This window comes from Kosakonia sp. AG348, assembly GCF_003337365.1.
GTDB lineage: Bacteria > Pseudomonadota > Gammaproteobacteria > Enterobacterales > Enterobacteriaceae > Kosakonia.
Map to the genome: position 1 here is coordinate 272,599 of NZ_QPJR01000004.1, position 24,954 is coordinate 297,552.

24 protein-coding genes are annotated in these 24,954 nt (G+C 55.4%); 7 read left to right on the forward strand and 17 right to left on the reverse strand.

Going from position 1 to position 24,954, the window contains the following annotated elements:
• Positions 1-23 precede the first annotated feature (23 nt).
• The 4 genes from ruvC to aspS form a co-directional block, all read right to left on the reverse strand.
• Complete coding sequence (gene ruvC, locus DFO56_RS11530; RefSeq protein WP_020454125.1) at positions 24-545, reverse strand: crossover junction endodeoxyribonuclease RuvC; 522 nt, start codon at positions 543-545, stop codon at positions 24-26.
• A gap of 37 nt (positions 546-582) precedes the next feature.
• Positions 583-1,323 carry a YebC/PmpR family DNA-binding transcriptional regulator gene (locus DFO56_RS11535; RefSeq protein WP_045511314.1) on the reverse strand — a complete coding sequence of 247 codons (741 nt, stop codon included), beginning with the start codon at positions 1,321-1,323 and terminating at the stop codon, positions 583-585.
• 148 nt (positions 1,324-1,471) lie between these two features.
• Positions 1,472-1,915, reverse strand: coding sequence for a dihydroneopterin triphosphate diphosphatase (gene nudB / locus DFO56_RS11540; protein ID WP_020454127.1), 444 nt, complete (start codon positions 1,913-1,915; stop codon positions 1,472-1,474).
• Between the two features lies 1 nt (position 1,916).
• Positions 1,917-3,695, reverse strand: coding sequence for an aspartate--tRNA ligase (gene aspS, locus DFO56_RS11545; RefSeq protein WP_045511311.1), 1,779 nt, complete (start codon positions 3,693-3,695; stop codon positions 1,917-1,919).
• A 266-nt stretch (positions 3,696-3,961) separates the two neighbouring features.
• On the opposite strand from aspS, the gene DFO56_RS11550 reads away from it, so the two are divergent.
• From DFO56_RS11550 to cmoB, 5 genes are read left to right on the forward strand one after another with little or no spacing between them, the layout of a single operon-like run.
• Positions 3,962-4,528, forward strand: a complete 567-nt coding sequence (locus DFO56_RS11550; RefSeq protein WP_020454129.1) for a hydrolase — start codon at positions 3,962-3,964, stop codon at positions 4,526-4,528.
• Entirely contained in the window at positions 4,525-5,343 is an 819-nt protein-coding gene (locus DFO56_RS11555; RefSeq protein ID WP_045511308.1) for a DUF72 domain-containing protein, read from the forward strand. Before DFO56_RS11550 ends, DFO56_RS11555 begins: the two co-directional genes overlap by 4 nt.
• A 52-nt stretch (positions 5,344-5,395) precedes the next feature.
• Complete coding sequence (locus DFO56_RS11560; RefSeq protein WP_017456923.1) at positions 5,396-5,791, forward strand: MAPEG family protein; 396 nt, start codon at positions 5,396-5,398, stop codon at positions 5,789-5,791.
• Between the two features lie 39 nt (positions 5,792-5,830).
• Complete coding sequence (gene cmoA, locus DFO56_RS11565) at positions 5,831-6,571, forward strand: carboxy-S-adenosyl-L-methionine synthase CmoA (RefSeq protein WP_045511305.1); 741 nt, start codon at positions 5,831-5,833, stop codon at positions 6,569-6,571.
• Complete coding sequence (gene cmoB, locus DFO56_RS11570; RefSeq protein WP_045511301.1) at positions 6,568-7,539, forward strand: tRNA 5-methoxyuridine(34)/uridine 5-oxyacetic acid(34) synthase CmoB; 972 nt, start codon at positions 6,568-6,570, stop codon at positions 7,537-7,539. Before cmoA ends, cmoB begins: the two co-directional genes overlap by 4 nt.
• 82 nt (positions 7,540-7,621) lie before the next feature.
• Here cmoB and cutC read toward each other — a convergent pair whose 3' ends face one another.
• Together cutC and DFO56_RS11580 are read right to left on the reverse strand one after the other, a co-directional pair.
• On the reverse strand, positions 7,622-8,365 hold the full coding sequence (gene cutC / locus DFO56_RS11575) for a copper homeostasis protein CutC (protein ID WP_045511298.1): 744 nt from the start codon (positions 8,363-8,365) through the stop codon (positions 7,622-7,624).
• A 43-nt stretch (positions 8,366-8,408) separates the two neighbouring features.
• Positions 8,409-8,972, reverse strand: coding sequence for a VOC family protein (locus DFO56_RS11580; RefSeq protein ID WP_020454134.1), 564 nt, complete (start codon positions 8,970-8,972; stop codon positions 8,409-8,411).
• Between the two features lie 146 nt (positions 8,973-9,118).
• On the opposite strand from DFO56_RS11580, the gene argS reads away from it, so the two are divergent.
• A complete protein-coding gene (gene argS, locus DFO56_RS11585; protein ID WP_045511294.1) occupies positions 9,119-10,852 on the forward strand; it encodes an arginine--tRNA ligase in 1,734 nt (577 codons plus the stop codon).
• Positions 10,853-10,912: 60 nt separating this feature from the next.
• Here the strand turns inward: argS and DFO56_RS11590 are convergent, their stop codons facing one another.
• From DFO56_RS11590 to flhB, 5 genes are all read right to left on the reverse strand, one after another.
• Complete coding sequence (locus DFO56_RS11590) at positions 10,913-12,052, reverse strand: glycoside hydrolase family 105 protein (protein ID WP_045511292.1); 1,140 nt, start codon at positions 12,050-12,052, stop codon at positions 10,913-10,915.
• Between the two features lie 10 nt (positions 12,053-12,062).
• Positions 12,063-13,637, reverse strand: a complete 1,575-nt coding sequence (locus DFO56_RS11595) for an MFS transporter (RefSeq protein ID WP_020454137.1) — start codon at positions 13,635-13,637, stop codon at positions 12,063-12,065.
• A gap of 292 nt (positions 13,638-13,929) precedes the next feature.
• On the reverse strand, positions 13,930-14,352 hold the full coding sequence (locus tag DFO56_RS11600) for a flagellar protein FlhE (RefSeq protein WP_020454138.1): 423 nt from the start codon (positions 14,350-14,352) through the stop codon (positions 13,930-13,932).
• On the reverse strand, positions 14,352-16,430 hold the full coding sequence (gene flhA / locus DFO56_RS11605) for a flagellar biosynthesis protein FlhA (RefSeq protein WP_045511290.1): 2,079 nt from the start codon (positions 16,428-16,430) through the stop codon (positions 14,352-14,354). Before flhA ends, DFO56_RS11600 begins: the two co-directional genes overlap by 1 nt.
• Positions 16,423-17,574 (reverse strand): flagellar biosynthesis protein FlhB, encoded by a 1,152-nt coding sequence (flhB, locus tag DFO56_RS11610; protein WP_044489677.1) that lies wholly within the window; start codon positions 17,572-17,574, stop codon positions 16,423-16,425. The genes flhA and flhB overlap by 8 nt, the downstream gene beginning before the upstream one ends.
• Positions 17,575-17,860: 286 nt before the next feature.
• Here flhB and DFO56_RS11615 point away from each other — a divergent pair, with 286 nt between their 5' ends.
• Positions 17,861-18,511 carry a CPBP family intramembrane glutamic endopeptidase gene (locus tag DFO56_RS11615; protein ID WP_020454141.1) on the forward strand — a complete coding sequence of 217 codons (651 nt, stop codon included), beginning with the start codon at positions 17,861-17,863 and terminating at the stop codon, positions 18,509-18,511.
• A gap of 79 nt (positions 18,512-18,590) precedes the next feature.
• Here the strand turns inward: DFO56_RS11615 and cheZ are convergent, their stop codons facing one another.
• Genes cheZ through tar form a run of 6 tightly spaced genes read right to left on the reverse strand, consistent with a single transcriptional unit; the run spans position 18,591 to position 24,892 of the window.
• Positions 18,591-19,235 carry a protein phosphatase CheZ gene (gene cheZ / locus DFO56_RS11620; protein WP_020454142.1) on the reverse strand — a complete coding sequence of 215 codons (645 nt, stop codon included), beginning with the start codon at positions 19,233-19,235 and terminating at the stop codon, positions 18,591-18,593.
• Between the two features lie 10 nt (positions 19,236-19,245).
• Positions 19,246-19,635 (reverse strand): chemotaxis response regulator CheY, encoded by a 390-nt coding sequence (gene cheY / locus DFO56_RS11625; protein WP_007371559.1) that lies wholly within the window; start codon positions 19,633-19,635, stop codon positions 19,246-19,248.
• Between the two features lie 17 nt (positions 19,636-19,652).
• Complete coding sequence (locus tag DFO56_RS11630) at positions 19,653-20,702, reverse strand: chemotaxis response regulator protein-glutamate methylesterase (RefSeq protein WP_020454143.1); 1,050 nt, start codon at positions 20,700-20,702, stop codon at positions 19,653-19,655.
• Positions 20,699-21,568, reverse strand: coding sequence for a protein-glutamate O-methyltransferase CheR (gene cheR / locus DFO56_RS11635; protein WP_017458307.1), 870 nt, complete (start codon positions 21,566-21,568; stop codon positions 20,699-20,701). Before cheR ends, DFO56_RS11630 begins: the two co-directional genes overlap by 4 nt.
• A gap of 19 nt (positions 21,569-21,587) precedes the next feature.
• Positions 21,588-23,186 (reverse strand): methyl-accepting chemotaxis protein IV, encoded by a 1,599-nt coding sequence (gene tap, locus DFO56_RS11640; RefSeq protein WP_045511287.1) that lies wholly within the window; start codon positions 23,184-23,186, stop codon positions 21,588-21,590.
• Positions 23,187-23,227: 41 nt separating this feature from the next.
• Positions 23,228-24,892: a methyl-accepting chemotaxis protein II gene (gene tar, locus DFO56_RS11645; RefSeq protein ID WP_045511285.1), complete on the reverse strand. Its 1,665-nt coding sequence runs from the start codon at positions 24,890-24,892 to the stop codon at positions 23,228-23,230.
• Positions 24,893-24,954: the final 62 nt, after the last annotated feature.

A 24,954-nucleotide genomic window follows, 5' to 3' on the forward strand; every position in this document is an offset into this window, starting at 1 on the left:
AAGCGCCGGTAAACCGGCGCTTTTTAGCGTAATCGTCCGCGAGCCAGATTGAGCCTTGTGCTGCTCACCTGCAACGCATTCTGGCTGACATGGCAATGCGTGATGGCGATAGCCAGCGCATCTGCCGCATCCGCCTGCGGGTTAGCGGGCAGTTTCAGCAGCGTGCGCACCATATGCTGCACCTGGCTTTTTTCCGCGCTGCCAATCCCCACCACCGTCTGCTTTACCTGCCGTGCGGCATATTCAAACACTGGCAAGTCCTGATTGACGGCGGCGACAATCGCCACACCGCGCGCCTGCCCCAGCTTGAGTGCCGAATCGGCGTTTTTCGCCATAAACACTTGCTCGATAGCGAAAAAATCCGGTTGGAACTGGGTAATGATCTCCGTCACGCCCGCATAAATCAGCTTCAGACGCGACGGTAAATCATCCACTTTGGTACGGATACAACCGCTGCCGAGATAGGTCAGTTGTCGTCCCGTCTGGCGGATCACGCCGTAACCGGTGACGCGCGAACCCGGATCGATACCGAGAATGATCGCCATTATGCGTCTCCGGTGACAGGCGAGTTAATCAGCGACATTAGAGTGTCGCCGCAACCTCATCAGAGATCTCACCGTTGTGGTAAACCTCCTGCACGTCGTCGCAATCTTCCAGCATATCGATCAGACGCAGCAGTTTCGGCGCGGTTTCCGCGTCCATGTCGGCTTTGGTCGACGGAATCATGGAGACTTCAGCGTTGTCCGCTTTCAGACCCGCGGCTTCCAGTGCGTCACGCACGGCGCCCATCTCTTCCCACGCGGTATAAACGTCAATTGCGCCATCATCAAACGTCACTACGTCTTCAGCACCGGCTTCCAGCGCCGCTTCCATAATGGTGTCTTCGTCGCCTGCGTCGAAGGAGATAACCCCTTTTTTGCTGAACAGATAGGCGACAGAACCGTCAGTACCGAGGTTGCCACCGCATTTGCTAAAAGCATGACGCACTTCCGCCACGGTACGGTTGCGGTTGTCACTCAGACACTCCACCATCACCGCCGTGCCGCCAGGACCATAACCTTCATAAATGATGGTTTCCATGTTCGCGTCATCATCACCACCCACACCACGCGCGATAGCACGGTTTAAGGTGTCGCGGGTCATGTTGTTAGACAGCGCTTTATCAACCGCCGCACGCAGGCGCGGGTTAGAACCGATATCACCGCCGCCCAGACGCGCAGCCGTTACCAGTTCACGGATGATTTTGGTAAAGATCTTACCGCGTTTAGCATCCTGTGCCGCTTTGCGGTGTTTGGTGTTGGCCCATTTACTATGACCTGCCATAAAAAAACTCTCCAATAAAGCCTTTTCCCGGCGGCTTTCAGTCCTCTGGCGCGTTAGCTGCCCCCGTTCGCACCCGTTGCTTACCACGGTAAACACCTGGCGACGCCGGGGATTGCCACCTTCCTGAGAACTGAAATTCCAGGGGAAATTAGTCGGCGTTAATAACAAATTCTTCAATCGCCTGCCGGTTGCTCCACGACTTGGTTAATGCCGCCGCTGCCGGGGCATCAAGCCAGCGGTACGCCAGATGTTCACTAAAAACGATCTGGCGTTCATGGGGCAGCGCAAGACAAAACCAGGATTCGGTATTGTGCGTGACGCCCGGCGCATAGCGATGACGTAAATGACTAAATATTTCAAATTCCACCGTGCGCTGACAGTCGACTAAGGTCAGTTGCTCGCAAGCAATATCGATGTCGACCTCTTCCTTTACTTCACGCATGGCGGCTTGCGACGCTACCTCTCCTGCTTCAAGACTGCCGGTAACCGACTGCCAGAAATCAGGATCGTCGCGCCGCTGCAACATCAGCACCCGTTTCGTGTCCTCGGCGTAAATCACCACCAGCACAGAAACAGGGTGCTTAAAGGCCATCTTATTTATTCTCCGGCGTCTCTTTTTTGACGACGGAAATACCCAGCTCAGCCAGCGATGCCGGGTTGGCGAAACTTGGCGCTTCGGTCAGCAGACAGGCCGCCGCCGTGGTTTTCGGGAACGCAATCACGTCACGGATGTTATCAGTGCCGGTCAGTAACATGGTCAGACGATCCAGACCAAACGCCAGACCCGCGTGCGGCGGCGTACCATACTTCAGCGCATCCAGCAGGAAGCCGAACTTCTCACGCTGTTCCTGCTCATTGATGCCCAGAATGCCGAATACAGTCTGCTGCATTTCGCCGTTATGGATACGCACCGAACCGCCGCCCACTTCATAACCGTTGATAACCATATCGTAAGCATTCGCTACGGCCTCTTCCGGTGCCGCTTTCAGCTCAGCCGCGGTCATATCTTTCGGTGAGGTGAACGGATGGTGCATCGCGGTCAGGCCGCCTTCGCCGTCATCTTCAAACATCGGGAAGTCGATCACCCACAGCGGCGCCCATTTGGTTTCGTCGGTCAGATTCAGGTCTTTACCCAGCTTCAGACGCAGCGCGCCCAGCGCATCAGCCACCACTTTTTTGTGGTCCGCGCCGAAGAAAATCATGTCGCCATCTTGTGCGCCAGTGCGCTCAAGGATCGCGCTAACGATTTCAGCGTTCAGGAACTTCGCGACCGGGCTGGTGATCCCCTCCAGTCCTTTTGCCGCTTCGTTGACCTTAATGTAAGCAAGGCCTTTCGCCCCGTAGATTTCGATAAACTTGCCGTAGTCGTCAATCTGTTTACGGCTAAGTTGTGCGCCACCTGGCACACGCAGCGCGGCAACGCGGCCTTTCGGATCGTTTGCCGGGCCGGAGAAGACTTTAAACTCGACCGCTTTCAGCAAGTCGGCCACGTCCACCAGCTCCATCGGGTTACGCAAATCGGGTTTATCGGAACCGTAACGGCGCTCGGCTTCAGCAAAGGTCATAATCGGGAACTCGCCCAGATCCACACCACGAATTTCCTGCCACAGCTCGCGAACCAGCGCTTCCATCACTTCACGCACCTGCGGCGCGGTCATAAAGGAGGTTTCCACATCGATCTGGGTGAATTCCGGCTGGCGGTCAGCACGCAGGTCTTCATCACGGAAACATTTGACGATCTGATAGTAACGGTCGAAGCCGGACATCATCAGCAGCTGTTTAAACAGCTGTGGGGATTGCGGCAGCGCGTAGAATTTGCCTTTATGCACGCGCGACGGCACGAGATAGTCACGCGCGCCTTCCGGCGTCGCTTTGGTCAGCATCGGGGTTTCAATATCGAGGAAACCGTGGTCATCCATAAAGCGACGCACGAAGCTGGTGATCCGGGCGCGGGTTTTCAGGCGCTGAGCCATTTCCGGGCGGCGCAGATCGAGGTAGCGGTATTTCAGACGCGCTTCTTCGGTATTAACGTGGTTGGAGTCCAGCGGCAGCACGTCAGAACGGTTGATAATATTCAGCCCGGTGGCGAACACTTCCACTTCACCGGTTGCCATATCTTTGTTGACGTTTTTGCCGTCGCGCGCACGCACGGTACCGGTAACCTGAATGCAGAACTCATTACGCAGTTCAGAGGCGAGCTGGAACGCATCCTGACGGTCCGGGTCGAAAAACACCTGCACGATGCCTTCGCGATCGCGCATATCAATAAAGATAAGGCTACCGAGGTCACGACGACGATTGACCCACCCACAAAGCGTTACTTGCTGTCCCACATGGGACTGATTGAGCTGCCCGCAATATACTGTACGCATGAGATATCCCTTAATTAGCTGCGCGCGACCCGCCGCCTGCGGGGCAGGCACTCTGGTGGCAGCTATTTTCGTATGTCACAACTGGATGAAAAAAGGGGGCTATTATACTGGAAATTCTGACTGACGATAAGCCCGCGACCGACTGTACGCGCGTTTGCTGCGCGCTTATTGCGCATTCTCACAAAATTTAACAAAATTTGTAAACCGTCCGCACCTGCATAACGCGTAAGGTATCCGCCGACGTCATTCATTTTTCAGGAGTTATTATGCTGGAACTCAATGCTGAGAAAACCGCACTGGTGGTGATCGATTTACAGGAGGGTATTTTACCTTTCGCCGGTGGCCCGCACACAGCGCAGGACGTGGTTCAACGTGCCGCAACGCTCGCGGAAAAATTCCGTGCCAACGGTTCGCCGGTCGTATTAGTGCGCGTTGGCTGGTCAGCGGATTTCGCCGAAGCGCTGAAACAGCCGGTTGACGCGCCAACAGGTGGTCATACACTACCGGAAAACTGGTGGGTTTACCCGCAGGCCCTGGGTAAAAAAGAGAGCGATATTGAAGTGACCAAACGCCAGTGGGGCGCGTTTTACGGCACCGATCTTGAGCTGCAACTGCGCCGCCGTGGCATCGACACCATTGTGCTGTGCGGTATTTCCACCAATATTGGCGTGGAATCCACCGCGCGCAACGCGTGGGAATTAGGTTTTTCGCTGGTGATTGCAGAAGATGCTTGCAGCGCAGGCAGCAACGAGCAACATCAGGGCAGCCTGAAGTATATCTTCCCGCGCATTAGCCGTGTTCGCAGCACGGACGAGATCCTCAGCGCGTTATGATGTATGTCGGCCTGCCGCAATGGTCGCACCCCAAATGGGTGCGCCTTGGCATCACCAGCCTCGAAGAGTACGCCCGTCACTTTAACTGCGTCGAAGGCAACACCACGCTTTACGCGCTGCCAAAAGCTGAGATCGTGGCGCGCTGGCGCGAACAAACCACCGATGATTTCCGCTTTTGCTTTAAATTCCCCGCCACCATTTCGCACCAGGCGGCGCTGCGTAACTGCCGCGATCTAACAGACGAGTTTTTTCAACGAATGTCGCCGCTTGCCAACCGGATAGGCCAGTACTGGTTACAGCTTCCGGCAACCTTTGGCCCGCGCGATCTCCCCGCGTTGTGGGCATTTCTGGATGCGTTGCCGGCTGATTTCACCTATGGCGTTGAAGTGCGTCATCCAGGCTTTTTCGCCAAAGGCGAAGAGGAAAAAGCGCTCAATCAGGGCTTACATGCGCGCGGGGTGAATCGCGTGATCCTTGATAGCCGACCGGTGCACAGCGCTATTCCGCACAGTGAAGCGATCATCGAAGCGCAGCGCAAAAAGCCGAAAGTCCCGGTGCATGCGCTGATAACCGCCAGCCATCCGATGGTGCGTTTTATCGGCAGCGATAATATGGAGCAAAATCGCCAGCTGTTTGCCGTATGGCTGCAAAAACTCCCGTTGTGGGAACAGACCACCACCCCCTATTTGTTTTTGCATACGCCCGATATCGCACAAGCCCCGGAACTGGTGGAAACCCTGTGGCAGCAGTTGCAGGCCGCCGTCCCGAGCGTTGGCGACGCCCCTTCTCTTCCGCTGCAATCTTCTCTTTTCTGAACGAACCACCTATCATTGTCTAGCGGTCACCAGAGCCTTAAAGGGAGTTAGTATGGTTAGCGCGCTTTACGCCGTGCTGGGTGCATTGTTACTCATAAAATTTTCTTTTGACGTTATTCGCCTGCGCACGCAATACCGTGTTAGCTATGGCGACGGCGGGTTTAGCGAGCTGCAAAGTGCGATACGCATTCATGGCAATGCGGTGGAATACATTCCCGTCGCCCTGATCCTGCTTCTTTTTATGGAGATGGACGGTGCGCAAACCTGGTTAGTGCATGTTTGTGGGCTGCTGCTGATCGCCGGTCGCCTGATGCATTATTACGGCTTTCACCACCGCCTGATCCGCTGGCGTCGTTCCGGCATGGGCGCAACCTTTTGCTCGCTGCTGTTGATGGTGCTGGCAAATCTGTGGTACATGCCTTGGGAGTTGGTTTTCTCCCTGCATTAGCGCACAATACGCCCCTTTGTTTTCCCGGATATTTACACTATGTCTCACCGCGACACGCTTTTTTCTGCGCCTATCGCCAGCCTGGGCGACTGGACTTTTGACGAACGGGTAGCCGAAGTCTTCCCGGACATGATCCAGCGTTCCGTACCGGGTTACTCCAATATTATCTCGATGATCGGCATGCTGGCGGAGCGCTTTGTCCAGCCTGCCACGCAGGTTTACGATCTCGGCTGCTCACTGGGCGCGGCCACGCTCTCAGTGCGTCGCAACATTCACCATGCTGATTGCAAAATTATCGCCGTCGACAATTCACCCGCCATGGTGGAGCGCTGCCGTCGTCATATCGATGCCTATAAAGCGCCAACGCCGGTTGAAGTGATTGAAGGCGATATTCGCGATATTCAGATTGAAAACGCCTCGATGGTGGTACTCAACTTCACCTTGCAATTTCTGCAGCCGGACGACCGCCTGAAACTGCTGCAGAAAGTTTACCAGGGGCTGAACCCTGGCGGCGCGTTAGTGTTATCGGAAAAATTCAGTTTTGAAGACCACACCGTCGGCGAACTGTTGTTCAATATGCACCACGATTTTAAACGTGCTAACGGCTACAGCGAACTGGAGATCAGCCAGAAGCGCAGCATGCTGGAGAATGTCATGCTGACGGATTCTGTTGAAGCGCATAAAACCCGCCTGCGCACTGCCGGGTTTGAGCACAGCGAACTGTGGTTCCAGTGTTTTAACTTTGGTTCGCTGGTAGCACTGAAGGCGGTTGCAGCATGATTGAGTTTGGCCGTTTTTATCAGCAAATAGCCACCGGTACGCTCGCGCACTGGCTGGAAACGTTACCCGCCCAGATCGCCGCCTGGCAGCGTGAAGCATTGCACGGGCAGTTTAAGCAGTGGAACAACGCGGTAGAATTTCTGCCGACCATCACCCCCGCAAAGCTGGATCTGCTGCACAGCGTCAGCGCGCAAAGCGCCGAACCGCTCAGCGCCGGGCAGCTTAAAGGTATGGAAACGCTGCTGCGTAATCTGATGCCGTGGCGCAAAGGGCCATTTTCACTGTATGGCATTGATATCGACACCGAATGGCGTTCCGACTGGAAATGGGAGCGCGTCCTGCCGCACCTCTCTGACCTGAAAGGCCGCACCATTCTGGATGTCGGCTGCGGCAGCGGTTACCACCTGTGGCGCATGGTCGGCGCGGGTGCGCAGCTTGCCGTTGGTATCGACCCAACGCAGTTGTTTTTATGCCAGTTTGAAGCCGTGCGTAAGCTGTTGGGCGACGATCGTCGCGCGCATCTTTTGCCGCTTGGCATTGAGCAGCTTCCGGCGCTGAACGCTTTCGATACCGTGTTTTCCATGGGCGTGCTCTATCACCGCCGTTCACCGCTTGAACATCTGTGGCAGTTGAAAGATCAACTGGTGAAAGATGGCGAGCTGGTACTGGAAACACTGGTGGTGGAAGGCGATGAAAATACCGTGCTGGTGCCCGGTGACCGCTATGCGCAAATGCGAAATGTCTATTTTATCCCTTCCGCGCTGGCGCTGAAAAACTGGCTGGAGAAGTGTGGTTTTGTTGATGTACGGATTGCGGATACCAGCGTTACCAGTACCGAGGAGCAACGTCGTACGCCGTGGATGGTCACGGAATCACTGGCCGATTTTCTGAACCCGGCGGATAACAGTAAAACCGTTGAAGGCTACCCGGCCCCGGTTCGCGCGGTGTTGATTGCCCGCAAACCGTAAGATAAAAAAAGGCCCCTGTTAATGGCAGGGGCCTGGTACAAGCAAGCATCATATTGGGCGACATGATGCGCGGTAAAAACTGTTACGGGCGATGGTGCAAAATAATCTCTTTCATTACCGCCACCGCATCGCCATCCACACCGTAGCGGGCATATTCATCCGCACTGGCATCTGACGACATCGATAATCCTGGATTGCGATAGCGCATCGGCGATGCTGTCCAGCGGCCTGCCGAGCTATGCACCTCTTTAATACCCGCATGGAGAAAGGTTTCGAGGTTATCCGGACGCACACCTGCGCCGGCCATAATGATTGGAACACCAGACCTGGCATTTAGTTCCCTGATTAATGAAAGTCCTTTTACTGCCGAGGGCTGCTGACCAGACGTGAGAATACGCGCAATGCCTAATTCGGCTAAGTTATCAAACACCTGAAGCGGATTAGCACACATATCGAACGCGCGATGAAAAGTTACCGCCATCCCCTGTGCGGCCTGCATAATTTCCCGCATGCGCACAATATCGACATCTCCCTCTTCCGTCAGCACACCGGTGACCAGGCCAGGAAAACCCAGTTCACGGAGCATCGCAATATCGCTCAGCATGGAGGCAAACTCATCGGCCCGGTAGCAAAAATCCCCACCGCGCGGGCGCACGATCGGATGTACGGGAATGGTCACCGCCTGTCGAATCGCTTTTAACGCGCCAAAGGAAGGGGTTAAACCGCCCTCTTTCGGCGCGGCGCAAAATTCAATGCGATCGGCGCCACGTTGCTCAGCAATCACCGCGTCATCGACGCCATAACAACAGATTTCCAGTAAGGTCATTTCCTCTCCCCCGGTTCAGCATGGCTCGCTTTCGTAAGCGCTTTCACCCCTGCTCGCTCGCGACAATCTCTTCAATGGTCCACGGATGAAATTTCACGGTGACTTTGCCATCCGTCACCGCCAGCGTTGGATTGGGCAGCCGTTCGCGCTCGCCTTTTGGTGAACTGGTTTTCACCGAAATACCCGGCTGGCTTAAGCCCTCATCAGCCAGCAGCGCCAGCGCACGCGCGTTGAGCGTGGCGATATCGCCCGGCAGCACGATTTCTACATGCTCCCACCCTTCGTGCGGGTAGCGCTTTTCACCCGGCCACGGCAACTCAATCACCGTAAACTGCCAGTGGGCGACACACACGGGTTCACGCAGTTTGAACAGGCAAATCGGCCGACCATTAATGATGTTTTCCGACAGCAGTTCGCCACAGTGTTCAAAACCACGCCGCCAGCGCTCCGCCGTGGTGTTCTGGTGGCAGCGCAACGAGATGTGATCGGCATTTAAGGGTGCGATATCCAACCCCAGACGGGTAGCTAAATTTTGCAAATCTTGGGTAAACCGTGGCAAATCTTCCACGATATCCTGCAACTCTTCGACAGTTTGCCAGGTACGCATAACAGTGCTCGCAAGTCATAACAAAGCGCATAATCTACCGTGTTATGCAGTGCTGACGCCACCGGGCATTTGCAGTATACTCCCGCCTTTATTAAACACCCGGACGCCGCCTCAGCGACGCGGTGTCCTAAAAGTAAGGTATCCCGGTGAATATTCAGGCTCTTCTCTCAGAAAAAGTTAGTCAGGCCATGATTGCAGCAGGCGCGCCAGTCGATTGTGAAGCGCAGGTTCGTCAGTCAGCAAAAATTCAGTTTGGCGACTATCAGGCTAATGGCGTGATGGCAGTAGCGAAAAAACTGGGCATGGCACCGCGACAACTGGCCGAGCAGGTTCTGTCTCACCTTTCTCTCGACGGGATTGCCAATAAAGTTGAAATCGCCGGTCCTGGCTTTATCAATATTTTCCTCGCGCCTGAGTTTCTCGCCTCGCAGGTAGATGCGGCGCTGAAATCCGATCGCCTGGGCGTAACAAAACCGCAGCCGCAAACCGTGGTTATCGATTACTCCGCGCCGAACGTGGCGAAAGAGATGCATGTCGGCCATCTGCGTTCCACCATCATTGGCGATGCATCAGTCCGTACGCTGGAATTCCTCGGCCATAACGTGATTCGCGCCAACCACGTCGGCGACTGGGGTACCCAGTTCGGTATGTTGATTGCTTACCTTGAGCTGCAACAGCAGGAGAACGCCGGTGAAATGGCGCTGGCGGATCTGGAAGGTTTTTACCGTGAAGCCAAAAAACATTATGACGAAGACGCGGCATTCGCTGAACGCGCACGCGCTTACGTGGTGAAACTGCAAGGCGGCGATGAATATTGCCGCGAGATGTGGCGCAAGCTGGTCGATATCACCATGAGTCAGAACCAGAAAACCTACGAACGCCTGAACGTGACGCTGACCCGCAAAGATGTAATGGGTGAAAGCCTGTATAACCCGATGTTACCGGGCATCGTTGCGGATCTGAAAGCCAAAGGTCTGGCGGTCGAGAGCGAAGGCGCGACCGTGGTATTCCTGGATGAGTACAAAAACAAAGAAGGCGAACCGATGGGCGTCATCATCCAGAAAAAGGATGGCGGCTATCTGTACACCACCACGGACATCGCCTGCGCGAAATACCGTTATGAAACGCTGCATGCCGATCGCGTGCTCTACTACATCGATTCCCGTCAGCATCAGCACCTGATGCAGGCCTGGACCATCGTGCGTAAAGCCGGTTATGTGCCGGATTCCGTGCCGCTGGAACACCACATGTTCGGCATGATGCTCGGCAAAGACGGCAAGCCGTTCAAAACCCGCGCGGGCGGTACGGTGAAACTTTCCGATCTGCTGGATGAAGCGCTGGAACGCGCGCGCCGTCTGGTGGCAGAAAAGAACCCGGATATGCCTGCCGACGAGCTGGAAAAACTGGCCAACGCAGTCGGTATCGGCGCGGTGAAATATGCGGATCTGTCGAAAAACCGCACCACCGATTACGTTTTCGACTGGGACAACATGCTGGCCTTTGAAGGCAACACCGCACCGTACATGCAGTACGCTTACACCCGCGTGCTCTCCGTATTCCGTAAAGCGGGTATTGAAGAGAGCGTACTGGAAAACGCACCGGTGGTGATTGGCGAAGAGCGTGAATCCCAGCTGGCAGCGCGTCTGTTGCAGTTCGAAGAAACCCTGTCCGTCGTTGCCCGTGAAGGTACGCCGCATGTGATGTGCGCCTATCTGTACGATCTGGCGGGTCTGTTCTCCGGCTTCTACGAGCACTGCCCGATCCTCAGCGCGGAAAACGACGAAACCCGTTTAAGCCGCCTGAAACTGGCTCTGCTGACGGCAAAAACGCTGAAACTCGGTCTTGATACGCTGGGTATCGAAACTGTAGAGCGTATGTAATCCCTTCCGTTTTTAGCCATAAAAAACCCCGGCCAGCCGGGGTTTTTCATGTATTGCCTTTCAGAAATATTTGCGCAGATACTCCGTCAAACAGAGCATCGCCATCGCCTGGCCGTATGGCATTGAGGTCAGCGGGATCTGGCGATAAAACGCCAGATTACTGCCCATCCCGGTGCCGAACGACACCTGTAACAACTCTCCTTCCGGCGATATATTTCCCACAATCGCTTTCACCGCTTTTTCCGCCACCTCCGTGTAATCGGTGCTGATATAACGCTTACGCAGCGCTTTCAGAATGCCATAGGCAAATCCGGCGGTTGCCGAGGCTTCCAGATAAGAATCTGGATCGTCGAGCAGCGTATGCCACAACCCACTTTCATGCTGGCACTTCGCCAGCGCGGCGATTTGCGCATTCAGCACCTGAACCAGATAACGGCGCACCGCATTGTTTTCCGGCAGTTCGACAAGCTCAAGGAAATCCGGGATAACGATGGTCAGCCAGCTATTCCCGCGCGCCCAGCGGGCGTTGGCAAAATTGTGGTGACCGTCGTAATTCCAGCCGTGGAACCACAGCCCGGTTTCCCTATCCATCAGGTTCTGCACATGCAACAGAAACTGATACACCGCCTCTTCCACATAGTCTGGCCGGTTGAGCAATTTGCCGATTTTCGCCAGCGGCAGCACGGTCATCATCAGCGTGTCGTCCCACATCTGCTGGTGGTTCTCCTCCGCCAGCGTAATGTGCTGCATCCCGCCGCAGTCGGTGCGCGGCATCTCGTTCATCGCCCATTCGGCCCAACTTTCCAGCCACGGGAGATAAGTCGGGTTACCGGTCTCTTCATAGCGGTACGCCAGCGTCAGGAACGGCGCCATGGTGTTGACGTTTTTAGTGGTTGCGCCTTCTGCAAAACGGTCGGCGAACCAGTTATCAATCACCTCGCGCACACCCTCTTCGCCGGTCTGACGGTAATACTGATACATCCCGTACAGACCCACGCCGTGCGTCCACTCCCAGCCAGCCCAGCCTTTGGTATCAATCACGCGCCCATCGTCGAGACGGAGTAAAAACTCACCGGTGTTGTCGTGAATATTGACCAGGTTATGCGTCACCTTGCGGATCAACGCTTTCAGTTCATCACGGGCGATAAAACGCTCTGGCTGACGCAGTAACGGGCTGTGTTTGACAGGCCAAACCTTCATATTCTTAACCTCAGTTATAAGTCGATTTCAGTGACGCGTCTTTCAGCGATGGCGCGGCAGGTTTATTGCGATTCAGATAGCCAATGTTGTTGTTGCCCCACAAGGATTCGTAAGGCATGCCCGCCAGCATTTCGACGGTTTCGCGCGCTTGCGGAGTGATACTTTCTGGCATCGCGCGGCCGCTCTGGCGCATTTTGGCCGTTTCTTCACGCAGCACGCTGTGGGTTTTCAGGTTCAGCTTGAAGCGTAAGGAGACGAGGAAGCCGCAGCACAGTACCGCAATGGTGCCAAAGCACATGATCATCAAAATGGTGTGGCTCACTTCTGGCACCTGGGTTTTCTGCCCGGAGACAAAGCCAGACGCCTGCATCACAATCCCCACCAGCATCACCGCACCGGCCTGCGAGGCTTTACGGGTCAGCGTCATGATCCCGGCGAAGATCCCTTCACGGCGCTGGCCGGTGACCACTTCGTCAATATCCGCAATGTAGGTGTAGGTGTTCCACGGTACGTAGTTGATACCACCGCGTCCCAGACCGGCAACGGCGGACACCAGCAACAGCAGCGAATAAACATCGCTTAAACCGGCGTAGTAGAGCACGGCATAAGAGGCGGCGCTCAGACCGAACAGCACCACCACCATGCGGTATGACGGCGCAGGTCCGAAGCGGATGCACAGCGGTATCATGGCAATCACCGCGATGAACTGGAAAATCGCCATCGTGCCCAGCAAGTTGGAGGCCAGCGATGCTTCCTGCATCAGCACGAACACCACGTAATAGGTGAACACCGCGTTAAATACGTCCTGCGCGATATAACCGCCGAGGTACATCCCCAGGTGCTGGCGGAAAATCTTGATACGCAGCGTGGAGCTGAGTTCAACAAACAGGCGGCGCAAACTTTGCCCAAGCGTGAGGCTCTTTTTCTCTTCTTCCGCGCGCAGCGCCGCTTCGGTCCACTCTTCGCGCGGTCGTTCCCAGGTAAAGCACCAGACAAACGTCAGCATCAGCGCACAGAGCACCGAGAACACCAGACTTGCGTAGAAAAAGGAGACCGGGTTGTCTTTACCAAAGTGTGACAGCAGGACGCCCGGCAGGAACGAGGCCAGAATCGCCGACATCTGTGCCATGGAGATACGCGCGCCGGAGAATTTGGTTTTCTGTTTAAAGTCGTCAGTCATTTCCGGCACCAGCGTTTCGTACGGCACCAGAATCATGGTGTAGACCACATCGAACAGCAGATACGTCAGCAGGTAATACCAGAAACTCATGTCCCCTACCCACATTATTGAGTAGCTGAACACGCAAGGGATACCTAACAAAATAAAGAACTTACGTCGACCGAAGCGTTTACCAAGCCAGGTCGAACCGAAATTATCGGTTAAAAAGCCCATCAGCGGACTGACCACCGCATCCAGCACCCTTGCTGTCGCGAAGATAAATGTCGCTTCAATCGGCGTCAGGCCGCAAAAGGTCGTATAGAAATAGAGTAACCATGCTGCGGTTAACGCGGTTGTGCCCGCACCCAGAAAATCGCCCGAGCCATAGGCGAGATAATTAGCCAATCCAATTTTTCGTGTTTTCATTGCCGTCAACCCTGTTTATTTTGGGGGACCTTTGACGATCCGGCTTAGCCAAAGGAATTTCTTACACGGCTAAAGTAAGAGGATGTGCAACGGGAAACCTTTCTGTTTCTGCCATCAAAATTACGTGGCTGGCAAAATTGCAAAGAGTGCCGATACGCGCTTCACTGATTTATAAAACAGCGTTTCTGTTGCATCAAAAGGAGCGGTCAAAAATGCGGGGCGGATAGCAAAATCCCGCCAGTGCGGCGAGATTTTCGGGCAAAAAACAAGCTAACTCATTGAAGCGAAGCGGTTAGTTTTGCTGAGTGGGTTGACGGTAATTGACCAGCACTTTGTTACTACGAACGTCCAGCGGCGGCCATAACCGTCCACCGCCGGGCACTTCCCAGACAAAACGCAGCGATTCGAGTGCCGGAACATCGGTAAAGCCGCGCGTGGTGCCACTCTGCCCATCCAGCTCGACACAACGCGCCTGAGAACAGAGCCGAACCACTAACCCGGCAGGCGTCGGACCATTTAATTCATAGCGCCACGAGACATCCGTCATCAGCCCGTTTACCGGCTGCGACGGGCCCAGCGGTCGTGATGAAGAGACCACGCCGCGGTTATCCAGCCGGATACCGATACTGCTGGCCTGCCACATGCCTTCGCCAATGCCGTTTCCGGCCGCGTGGGCAAACAGCGGCAAAGCCACCAACCAGGCAAGATAACGCATTATTTGCCTCCGATAGTCGCAGTCATACGGATGCTGCGGTTATCCGACATTTCCATGTTCGACAACACCACCAGTTGCGGCAGGCTGCGGCGCAGGAAGCGCGCCAGCAGTGGACGCAGCGCATGGTTCACCAGCAACACCGGCGGCGCACCCAACATTTCCTGCCGCGTTAACGCTTCCTGAGTTTGTTCCAGTAAGCGATCGGCAAGACCCGGCTCCAGACCGCCACCGCCCTGCAATGCCTGCAACAGCAAACGTTCAAGCGGCGTATCAAGACCAATCACCTGCACTTCATCATTACCCGGGAACCACTGCTGGGTAATGGCGCGGCCCAATGCCACGCGCACCACCGCCGTGAGTTCGTGCGGATCGGTTTGCAGCGGCGCATGCTCGGCCAGCGTTTCCAGAATGGTGCGCATATCGCGGATTGGCACTTTTTCGGCCAGCAGGTTTTGCAGCACTTTGTGCAGCGTGGTCAGCGTGACGACGCCCGGCACCAAATCTTCGGTCAGCTTCGGCATCTCCTGGCTCACCCGGTCAAGCAGTTGCTGCGCTTCCTGGCGACCAAACAGCTCCGCCGAGAATTGACCAATCAGGTGGTTAAGGTGTGTTGCCACTACGGTACTGGCTTCCACAACGGTGTAGCCCTGGATCTGCGCCTGTTCTTTCAACGCGCTCTCAATCCAGATAGCGGCCAGGCCAAAAGCCGGGTCCACGGTTTGCTCACCCGGCAGCGTGCCCGCCGCCGTGCCTGGGTTAATCGCCAGCCAGCGCCCCGGGTAAGCCTCGCCGCTACCAATTTCCACCCCTTTCATCAGGATGCGGTAACGGGCTGGTGGCAGATCCATATTGTCGCGGATGTGGACAACAGGCGGCAGGAAGCCCATATCCTGCGCGAATTTCTTACGAATACTGCGGATACGGCCTAACAGTTCGCCATCCTGCTGGAAGTCCACCATTGGGATCAGGCGATAGCCCACTTCCATACCGAGGGAATCTTCAAGCTGCACATCGTTCCAGGTGGCTTCCACCGCCTGGGTGTTTTCCGGCAGCTTCATCGGCGCGGCTTCAGCAGGCGCGGCCTGGTCTTTACCACGCAGCCACCAGGCAAGACCGAGCAGCGCGGCGGTAAACAGCAGGAACACAAAGTTCGGCATCCCCGGCACCAGCCCCAGCAGGCCGAGTACGCCGGCGCTGAGCATCATCACGCGCGGATTGCTGAACAACTGGCCAACCATCTGCTGACCAACATCCTGATCGGTGCTGACGCGGGTGACGATAACACCCGCCGCGGTAGAGATAACCAGCGCCGGGATCTGCGCAACCAGACCGTCACCGATGGTCAGCAAGGTGTAACTTGAGGCCGCATCGCCCATCGACAGACCATGTTGCAAAACGCCCACCAGCAAACCGCCGATGACGTTAATAACCATGATCAGAATACCGGCGATGGCGTCGCCGCGAACGAACTTACTCGCACCGTCCATCGAACCGTAGAAGTCCGCTTCTTGCGTCACTTCAGAACGGCGGCGTTTCGCTTCATCTTCACCGATAATCCCGGCGTTGAGATCGGCGTCAATCGCCATCTGTTTACCGGGCATCCCATCGAGTACGAAACGCGCGCCCACTTCGGCGATACGCCCCGCACCTTTGGTGATAACCATAAAGTTGATGATAACGAGGATGACGAACACCACGATACCGATGGCGAAGTTACCGCCAACGAGGAAGTGACCGAAGGCTTCAACCACCCGCCCTGCCGCCGCCGATCCCGTATGCCCTTCCATCAGGATAATACGCGTCGAAGCGACGTTCAGTGCCAGGCGCAACAAGGTGGTAAACAGCAGAATGGTCGGGAATGCGGCGAATTCCAGCGTGCGCTGGGTGAACATTGCCACCAACAGCACCATGATGGAAAGTGCGATGTTAAAGGTAAACAACAGGTCGAGGATAAACGCCGGTAGCGGCAGCACCATCATCGACAAAATAAGCAAAATGAGCACCGGCCCGGCGAGAACCTGCCATTGGGTCGATTTCAGATTGCTGGGTAGACGCAGCATTGCTACCAGATTAGCCATCAGTGTCCTTCTCGTTCAAAAAGTCCAGCGCCTCAGGCACCGGGAGATTCTCAGGTTTAACAGGTCGTTGCCCGCCGGACAGACGCCAGCGTTTCAACTGCCATACCCACGCCAGCACTTCGGCAACTGCCGCATACAGCTGGCCCGGGATTTGCTGACCAATTTCAGAATGGCGATAGAGCGCACGCGCCAGCGGTGGCGCTTCGAGGATCGGCACACGGTTCTCCGTCCCCAGCTCACGAATACGCAGCGCAATCATTCCCGCGCCTTTGGCCACCACTTTCGGCGCACTCATCTTATTCTCGTCGTATTGCAGTGCGACGGAGTAGTGCGTCGGGTTGGTGACAATGACATCTGCTTTTGGCACATCGGCCATCATGCGACGGCGCGCCGCTGCACGCTGCATCTGACGGATGCGGCCTTTAATGTGCGGGTCGCCTTCGCTCTGTTTAAATTCGTCACGGATGTCCTGGCGGGACATGCGCAGTTTTTTCAGATGGCTGTAGATCTGCCAGAAAACGTCAAACCCCACCATCGGGATAATGCTCAGCGCCACCAGCATCGCGCACAGCCCGGCCAGATTGAGGGCGCTCGCCATAGCGGTCAGCGGCGATTCGCTCATCAGGCGCATCATATCCGGCCAGTGGTGCCATAAAAAAAAGCCCGCGACGCTGCCCATCAGCAGCGCTTTCATCAACGCTTTCACCAGCTCCGCACCCACTTGCGCGGAGAACAAACGCCCCAACCCGCTGAGCGGGTTGAGCTTGGAAAACTTAAACTCCAGCGATTTGGTGCTGAACACCAGCCCGCCCAGCATCACCGGCGCGACCAGCGCGATGATCACCACGCCCGTCAGCAGCGGCAACATACCGAGCAGCACGTTTTTTAACATCACGATGATCTGCCCGAGGATCAGGTTCTGGTCACTGATAATCTTGTGGTCAAAACGCAGCCCGGATGAAAGCGCCATCGATAACCTGCGACCAAACGCTTCACCGCCAAACCACAGAATGCCGATACCGACCAACATGATCAGTAGCGATGTCAGTTCTTTGGATCGGGGGACTTGCCCTTCTTCGCGCGCCTTCTCTAGTCGGTGCGCTGTGGGGGCTTCTGTTTTGTCGTCGTTGTCTTCAGAGGCCACGGCCAACACATCCACGGGTTACAGGTTTGATGACATATTGCCAGAGTCAAGCCTGTCCAATGGGCAGAGTAAGGCATAAAAACAGAGGGTTTTCGCCATTTGAGGTGTCGCCTGATGTTCAACCCCGCCGGCTGAAACGCAGACCAAACGGCAACACTAGTGGTAAAATCCTGCCTAAAGCCCATTTTTTATCGACATATCCTGATTATTAACCGCAGAACAGAAATGCCAGCGCTCTCCTTTATAATGGTCAGCTTCGCGTATTTATCGGCACGGACGTTTTTTTATGCCACGACATCTGGACAGAATTTCGCATACGGCAATTTGCATCGCGGCGTTTGTTAGCTATTACAGCCTCTTTTATCTGGCTTTTTTCATCCCCGGTTTTATGACGCTTTATCGAAATGGCCTTGCCGTGCCGTTTCTCTGCACCGCGCTGTTATTGCCTTGTTCACTGCTACTCTGGCGCTATTACGCGCGCCATTTTGAGGGGCTATTACCCGTTGGCACACTGGCACTGCGTAACCTAACGGTGCCACTGCTGGCGCTGGCGGTGATGCTGGTGATGGAGAAATTGTTTCAGCAGCCCGAACCCTGGCTTGATTCGCTGCGTGATTACACCGGGTTGACCCGCTGGGCGTGGATTTTAACGGCGTGCCTGGTGGCACCCGTAAGTGAAGAGATTATCTTCCGCGGCTTTTTACTCAATGCCAGCCTGGGATGGGGAAAAGCGCCGCAGCAAGTGGGGATTGTGCTGACCTCACTGCTGTTCGCCGTCATCCATATGCAATATCACGCGCCCATCACCTTTATTCAGCTCTTTATTTTTTCTGCGGTGTTATGTGTGGTCAGGCTCGGTACGGGCGGCTTGATTGTCCCGATGGTGTTGCATGCGCTGGCGAACACCTTCTCAATGGGGGATATTTTCCTGCAATAAAAAAAGGGAGGGTTTCCCCTTCCCTTTTCCTTGTCAGACACGCGCCTTCAGGCTGGCTGAAAGCGCGTGTACTGAGACATCAGAAGCCCAGACTGTCGAGCAAGTCGTCGACCTGATCCTGGCTTGCCACCACGCCCGCTTTGGTCGCGTCGAGTTGTGGACCATTGAGCAGGCTGTCGTTTTCACGCTTCGGCCGTGCGGACTGTTCCGGGATGTTCTCCAGCAGCACCATCAACAGCTGACGTTCGATCTCCTGGATAACATCCATCATGCGTTTGATAACCTGACCGGTGAGGTCCTGGAAATCCTGCGCCATCATGATGTCCAGCAACTGGGCGTTGGTGAAGCTGGTGTGCCCCGGAATTTCGCCAAGGAATTTGCGCGTATCGGTCACCAGTTCACGCGCATCCGCCAGTTCGATCGGGTTTTCAAACCACTCGTCCCAACGTTTGCTGAGCGCTTTCGAGCCTTTTTCCATCTCATCCTGGTGCGGCTGAGAGGCTTCAACGCTGTTAAGCGCGCGTTCTGCCGCTTGCGCGGTCATCTGCACAACATAATCCAGACGGTCACGCGCGTCCGGAATCGCTTCCGCAGCTTCGGCAATCGCCTGGTCGAGACCTAATTCGCGCAGGCTATCACGCAACATACGCGTCAGGCTGCCAATCCGGGCAATGATGTCGCTGGGTGAATGTTCGTCCGCTGGTTTAATTGAAGGTTGAATCATTAGCCAGTCCTCACATGCCAAGTTTCTCGAAGATCTTACCGAGTTTCTCTTCCAGGGTTGCAGCGGTAAACGGTTTCACCACGTAGCCGCTCGCGCCGGCCTGCGCCGCCGCGATGATGTTCTCTTTTTTCGCTTCTGCTGTAACCATCAGCACCGGCATGGAAGCCATATTGCTGTCGGCACGAATCGTTTTCAGCAGTTCCAGACCGTCCATGTTTGGCATGTTCCAGTCAGAGATAACAAAACCGAAGCCACCCGTCTGCAATTTGTTTAACGCATCAACACCGTCTTCTGCTTCTTCAACGTTGTTAAATCCCAGCTCTTTTAGCAGGTTACGTACAATTCGACGCATGGTGGAAAAGTCATCCACGACCAAAAACTTAAGCTCTTTATCCGCCATAAAAAATTACTCCTGGTTCAAATACGTATCGCCTGTCCGGCACTGATTTTCGCCAGCATCTGCTGGCTTACCTGGCTAAGATCGACCACTTCGCTGACGCCACCCATATTGATGGCCTCACGCGGCATGCCGAACACCACACAACTTGCTTCATTTTGCGCAATCGTCCAGGCGCCCGCCTGGTGCATTGCTAACATTCCGGCCGCGCCATCGTTGCCCATCCCCGTGAGAATCACTCCCACGGCGTTACGCCCCGCGTGTTTCGCCACCGAATTAAACAGCACGTCCACCGACGGTCGGTGCCGGTTAACCGGCGGGCCGTCATGGATCTTAATTTGATAGTTCGCCCCGCTACGCGCCAGCTCCATATGCCGATCGCCAGGTGCAATATACGCGTGTCCGGGTAATACGCGCTCACCATCTTCCGCTTCTTTGACGCTGATCTGACAGAGCTTATTCAAACGCTCAGCAAATGAGCGGGTAAAGCCCGGTGGCATATGCTGAGTGATAAGAATACCCGGACTTGAGAGCGGCAATGGCTGGAGTACATGCCTAATTGCCTCTGTTCCTCCGGTTGACGCGCCAATTACCAGCAGTTTTTCCGAGCTGAGTAACGGCCCGGCTTTCAGCATGGTCGGCGCTTCCATCGGTTTATGCGCCGCGATACGCGCGCGTGACGCGGTGCGTACCTTGTCGGCAATCATCTCGCTGTAAGCCAGCATGCCTTCGCGAATGCCAATCTGCGGTTTGGTGACAAAATCAATTGCCCCCAGTTCCAGCGCCCGCAGCGTCACTTCCGAGCCTTTTCCGGTCAGTGAAGAGACCATTACCACCGGCATTGGACGCAAACGCATTAATTTTTCAAGGAAATCCAGCCCGTCCATGCGCGGCATTTCCACATCCAGCGTTAACACGTCCGGGTTGAATTTTTTAATTAAATCCCGGGCAACCAATGGGTCTGGCGCCGTCGCCACCATTTCCATATCGCTGTGGCTATTGATAATTTCTGTCATGATCTGGCGCATCAATGCGGAATCATCGACGGACAACACCCTGATTTTACTCATGCTTTATCCTTACTCAGCGCATAAACTGTTTGCCCACGAAGGGTAAACTCACGCACGAGGTTGCTGAAGTTCTCCGAATGCCCGGCAAACAATAATCCGTCCGGCTTAAGCAGCGGAGCGAAACGATGCAGAATGTCCTGTTGCGTCGTTTTATCAAAATAAATCATTACGTTACGGCAAAAAATTGCGTCGAAAGGCCCCGGAACGTTGTACTGCTTATCCAGCAGATTGACGGTGGTGAAATCGACGTAGTTCGCCAGTTCCTGCCGTACGCGCACCAGCCCGGCATGCGGGCCTGTGCCGCGCATAAAGTAGCGTTGCATCTGCTGGGGCGAGAGGGTTTTCAACTCGTCCTGGCGGTAGATGCCGCTACGCGCTTTTTCCAGCACTTCTGTATCAATATCGCTGGCGAAAACTTTCCAGCGACCCGGTGCCATACCCAGCGCATCAGCGAGGGTAATGGCAAGCGAGTACGGCTCTTCGCCTGTCGACGCCGCCGCGCTCCAGACCCGGTATTCCCCCGTGCGTTTGCGCGCATGGTCCGCGAGAACCGGGAAGTGATGAGCCTCCCGGAAAAACGCGGTGAGATTGGTGGTCAGCGAGTTAATAAACGCTTGCCACTCGGCGCTGTTCTGGTTCGCTTCCAGCATGCTCAGATAGCGGCCAAAATCATCTAGCCCAAGCGTGCGTAAACGGCGGACAAGGCGGTTGTAAACCATGTCGCGTTTATGATCCGCGAGGACAATCCCCGCACGCTGGTAGATCAATTGACATATCCGACGGAAGTGCGCGTCGGACAGCGCCAGGCGCTGTGTCATCTGTTGCAATATTGATGACGTTTGCCCGTTAGGCATGGATGATGTCATAGCGCCTTCTCAACTAGGTTCAGGATGCAACGGGCACTGCCTTAGGCGGTGCCACTTCGGGTATTGCGACATGCTCTTCAATCTTAAATACGGCCACCAGCGCGGTAAGGTTATCTGCCTGGTTAGCCAGTTGGTCGGTGGCGGAAGCTGCCTCTTCAACCAGCGCAGCGTTCTGTTGTGTCACCTGATCCATCTGTGTTACTGCCTGAGCCACCTGCTCTATCCCGCGCCGTTGTTCATCGGACGCGGAGGCGATCTCGCCCATGATGTCGTTGACCTGAGTGACAGAACGGACGATTTCCGTCATCGTCTGCGCGGCGGTATCCACCAGGGTGGATCCCTGCTGAACGCGGGAAACCGACTCTTCAATCAGGCCTTTAATCTCTTTTGCCGCCTGCGCGCTGCGGCTTGCCAGGTTACGCACCTCACCGGCGACCACCGCGAACCCCCGCCCTTGTTCACCGGCGCGGGCCGCTTCCACAGCGGCGTTCAGCGCCAGAATATTGGTCTGAAACGCGATGCCATCAATCACACTGATGATGTCGCCAATTTTCTGCGAGCTGCCGGCAATCTGCTGCATGGTACTTGCCACGCTCGATGTCTGCTGCCCACCTTTTCTCGCCGTTTCCGCCGCGCTCTGCGCAAGTACGGAAGCCTGACGTGCGTTATCGGCGTTCTGGCTTACCGTCGACGTTAACTGCTCCATGCTGGACGCGGTTTGCGCCAGCGACGCCGCCTGCTGCTCCGTTCGCGACGATAAATCATTGTTGCCCGCCGCGATTTCCGAGATACCGGTATGCATCGCGTAGCTGCCCTGACGGACATCGCTCACCGTGGTACGTAACGCAGTTTGCATCTTTTTCAGGCTGGTAAAAATCGCCGAGATCTCGTTACGCCCCTCAACGGCAATCGGTCGTGCCAGATTGCCTTCAGCGATGCTGTCAAAGTGGCTGCTAACCACCGCCAGCGGCTGGACAATCATCTTGCGCGACCAGAACAACGCGGCGCTGGTCAATAACGCGGCAAGAATAACCACCACGACAAAAATCACCGCCGAGCGATGATAATTACTTTCACCATCCGCTCTCGCCTGTTCAGTAAAGTGGTTAATGTGTTTCTCCCACGCACTGAAACTGGCATCAAACTTATCCTGCGACTCCTGCACCGGCGCGGTCATAAAGTCCGACAGCTGGTTGTTTTCAAGCCAGGTCGCCTGGTGCTCCAGGTCACCGCGCCAGGCGGTGTAACTGGCCTGCGTGATTTCCTGTAATTTTTTGCCTTCCGGTGTCATCACCTTCAGGCCAAGAAACTCTTTTTCTACCTCTGCCGACTGCTTGAGGCTGGCTTTCGCCTGGGTCATCAGCGCCTTGATGTCATCCGGCGGATAACTCAGCGCCGTTAACGTCCCGGCTTTGTTCAACGCGGTGCTGGCCTGAAGCAGCGTGGCCCGCATCTGCATTAATGCGCTGCGCTGGTGATTACTGTTTTCTACTTCTTGTAAGTGTGAAGTGCTCTCTTTAAATGCCCAGAAAGACAACCCGTTACTGCCAACCTGTAAAATGCCACACACGATCAAAATCAAAAAAAGTGTTGTCGAGATGCGAATACGATTTAACATTAACGCCCCATCTGGCGGAAAAAGTCCGCGGTTAAGAACTGCTAAAATGTTTCCCAGTTATCCTCTTGTCCGGTTACAAGTTGGCGACTCCGCGCCGGGGTCTGAGCGCTGCCTGCTGCCGGAGTTGTAGCACGCGACGCCAGTTTGCCGGATACAGAAGAAAGGCGGAAAGCAGATACCGCCTGCGTCAACAAACTGGCTTGTTCTTCTAAGGCGGCCGCTGCGGCTGCCGATTGTTGTACCAGTGACGCGTTTTGCTGCGTGACGCGATCCATTTCGGATACCGCCAGCGCAACCTGATCGATGCCGCGGCTCTGTTCATCAGAAGCCGAGGCGATCTCACCCATAATGTCGTTCACCCGGGTTACCGCGTTAACGATGTCCGACATCGTCTCCCCTGCGCTCTCCACCAGCACAGAACCGGTATCGACACGGGAGACAGAATCTTCAATTAAGCCTTTAATTTCTTTCGCCGCCTGCGCACTGCGGCTGGCAAGATTGCGCACTTCTCCGGCGACCACGGCGAAACCACGCCCTTGTTCACCGGCGCGGGCCGCTTCCACCGCGGCGTTCAGCGCCAGGATATTGGTCTGGAAAGCAATGCCGTCAATCACACTAATAATATCGGCAATTTTTTGCGAACTGCCCGCAATGTCGTGCATGGTTTTTACCACGCTGTTGACTACTTTACCGCCGCGCTCTGCCGTTTCCGACGCACTCTGCGCCAGCAGTGCAGCCTGACGGGCGTTATCGGCGTTCTGTTTCACCGTGGCGGTCAACTCTTCCATACTGGCGGCGGTCTGCTCGAGCGCGGACGCCTGCTCTTCGGTACGGGACGAGAGATCGTTGTTGCCGGCGGCGATTTCGCTGGTACCGGCGTAAATGGCATCTGAACCCTGGCGAACGTTGGTCACCGTTTCGATCAGCGCGTTCTGCATATGGTCAACGCTCTGCGCCAGCTCGGTCATTTCACTGCGACCAGCAATGGTCAGCGAATGTGTCAGGTTGCCACCGGCGATTTCACGGATGTGGGCAATGACCGACGACAACGGCGACAGCAGAATACGGCGAATGCCAGACCAGACCCCGGCCAGCACGATCACCAGCGCCAGCGCCAGGATCGCCATCTGCCATTTGGCAAAATTGTAATCACTGACACTCTGTTCCCAGGCATTGCGATACAAGCCTTCACTCAAATCCGCGTATTTCTTCATCGCATCGCCAAGGGCGTTTTGCATCCCCTGCGTCGGCTGCGCCATAAAGCCGTTAATATTGCCAGCTTCAAGGAACTGCACCAGTTCCGCCAGCGCGGCATTGTAGGTGCGGTATTTCTCATCCAGTGTCTGGCGCGCGGCGTCAGTTTCCGGCAGCGATGGCAGCGCGCGGAAGGCATCGTAATGTTTTGCCGCATCGGCAAGCGAGGCTTTCGCGCTGTTCAGCAAATCGGTTTTCGCACTGCTCTGCTGGTTGCTCGGATCCAGCAACATCCGCGCCGAGGAACGGCTCAGGTTGATACGCGTTTGCAGCATCAACTCCCAGGCTTTACCTAATTCCGTCTGTTGCATGCGCAGGTCATTGGAGACCGCAAAACTTTGCTGGTTTTGCTTAAGCGACGAAAAAAACAGGCCACCAGAGACAAGCTGCAACAAGGCAAAGACCACCAGCACGCTCATAAGCAGAGTAACGACGCGGATACGGTTCAACATGCAACACCTTCTTGATAAGTTCTTAACGGTGTTATCGGCATGCGGCCACGGAACTTTACATT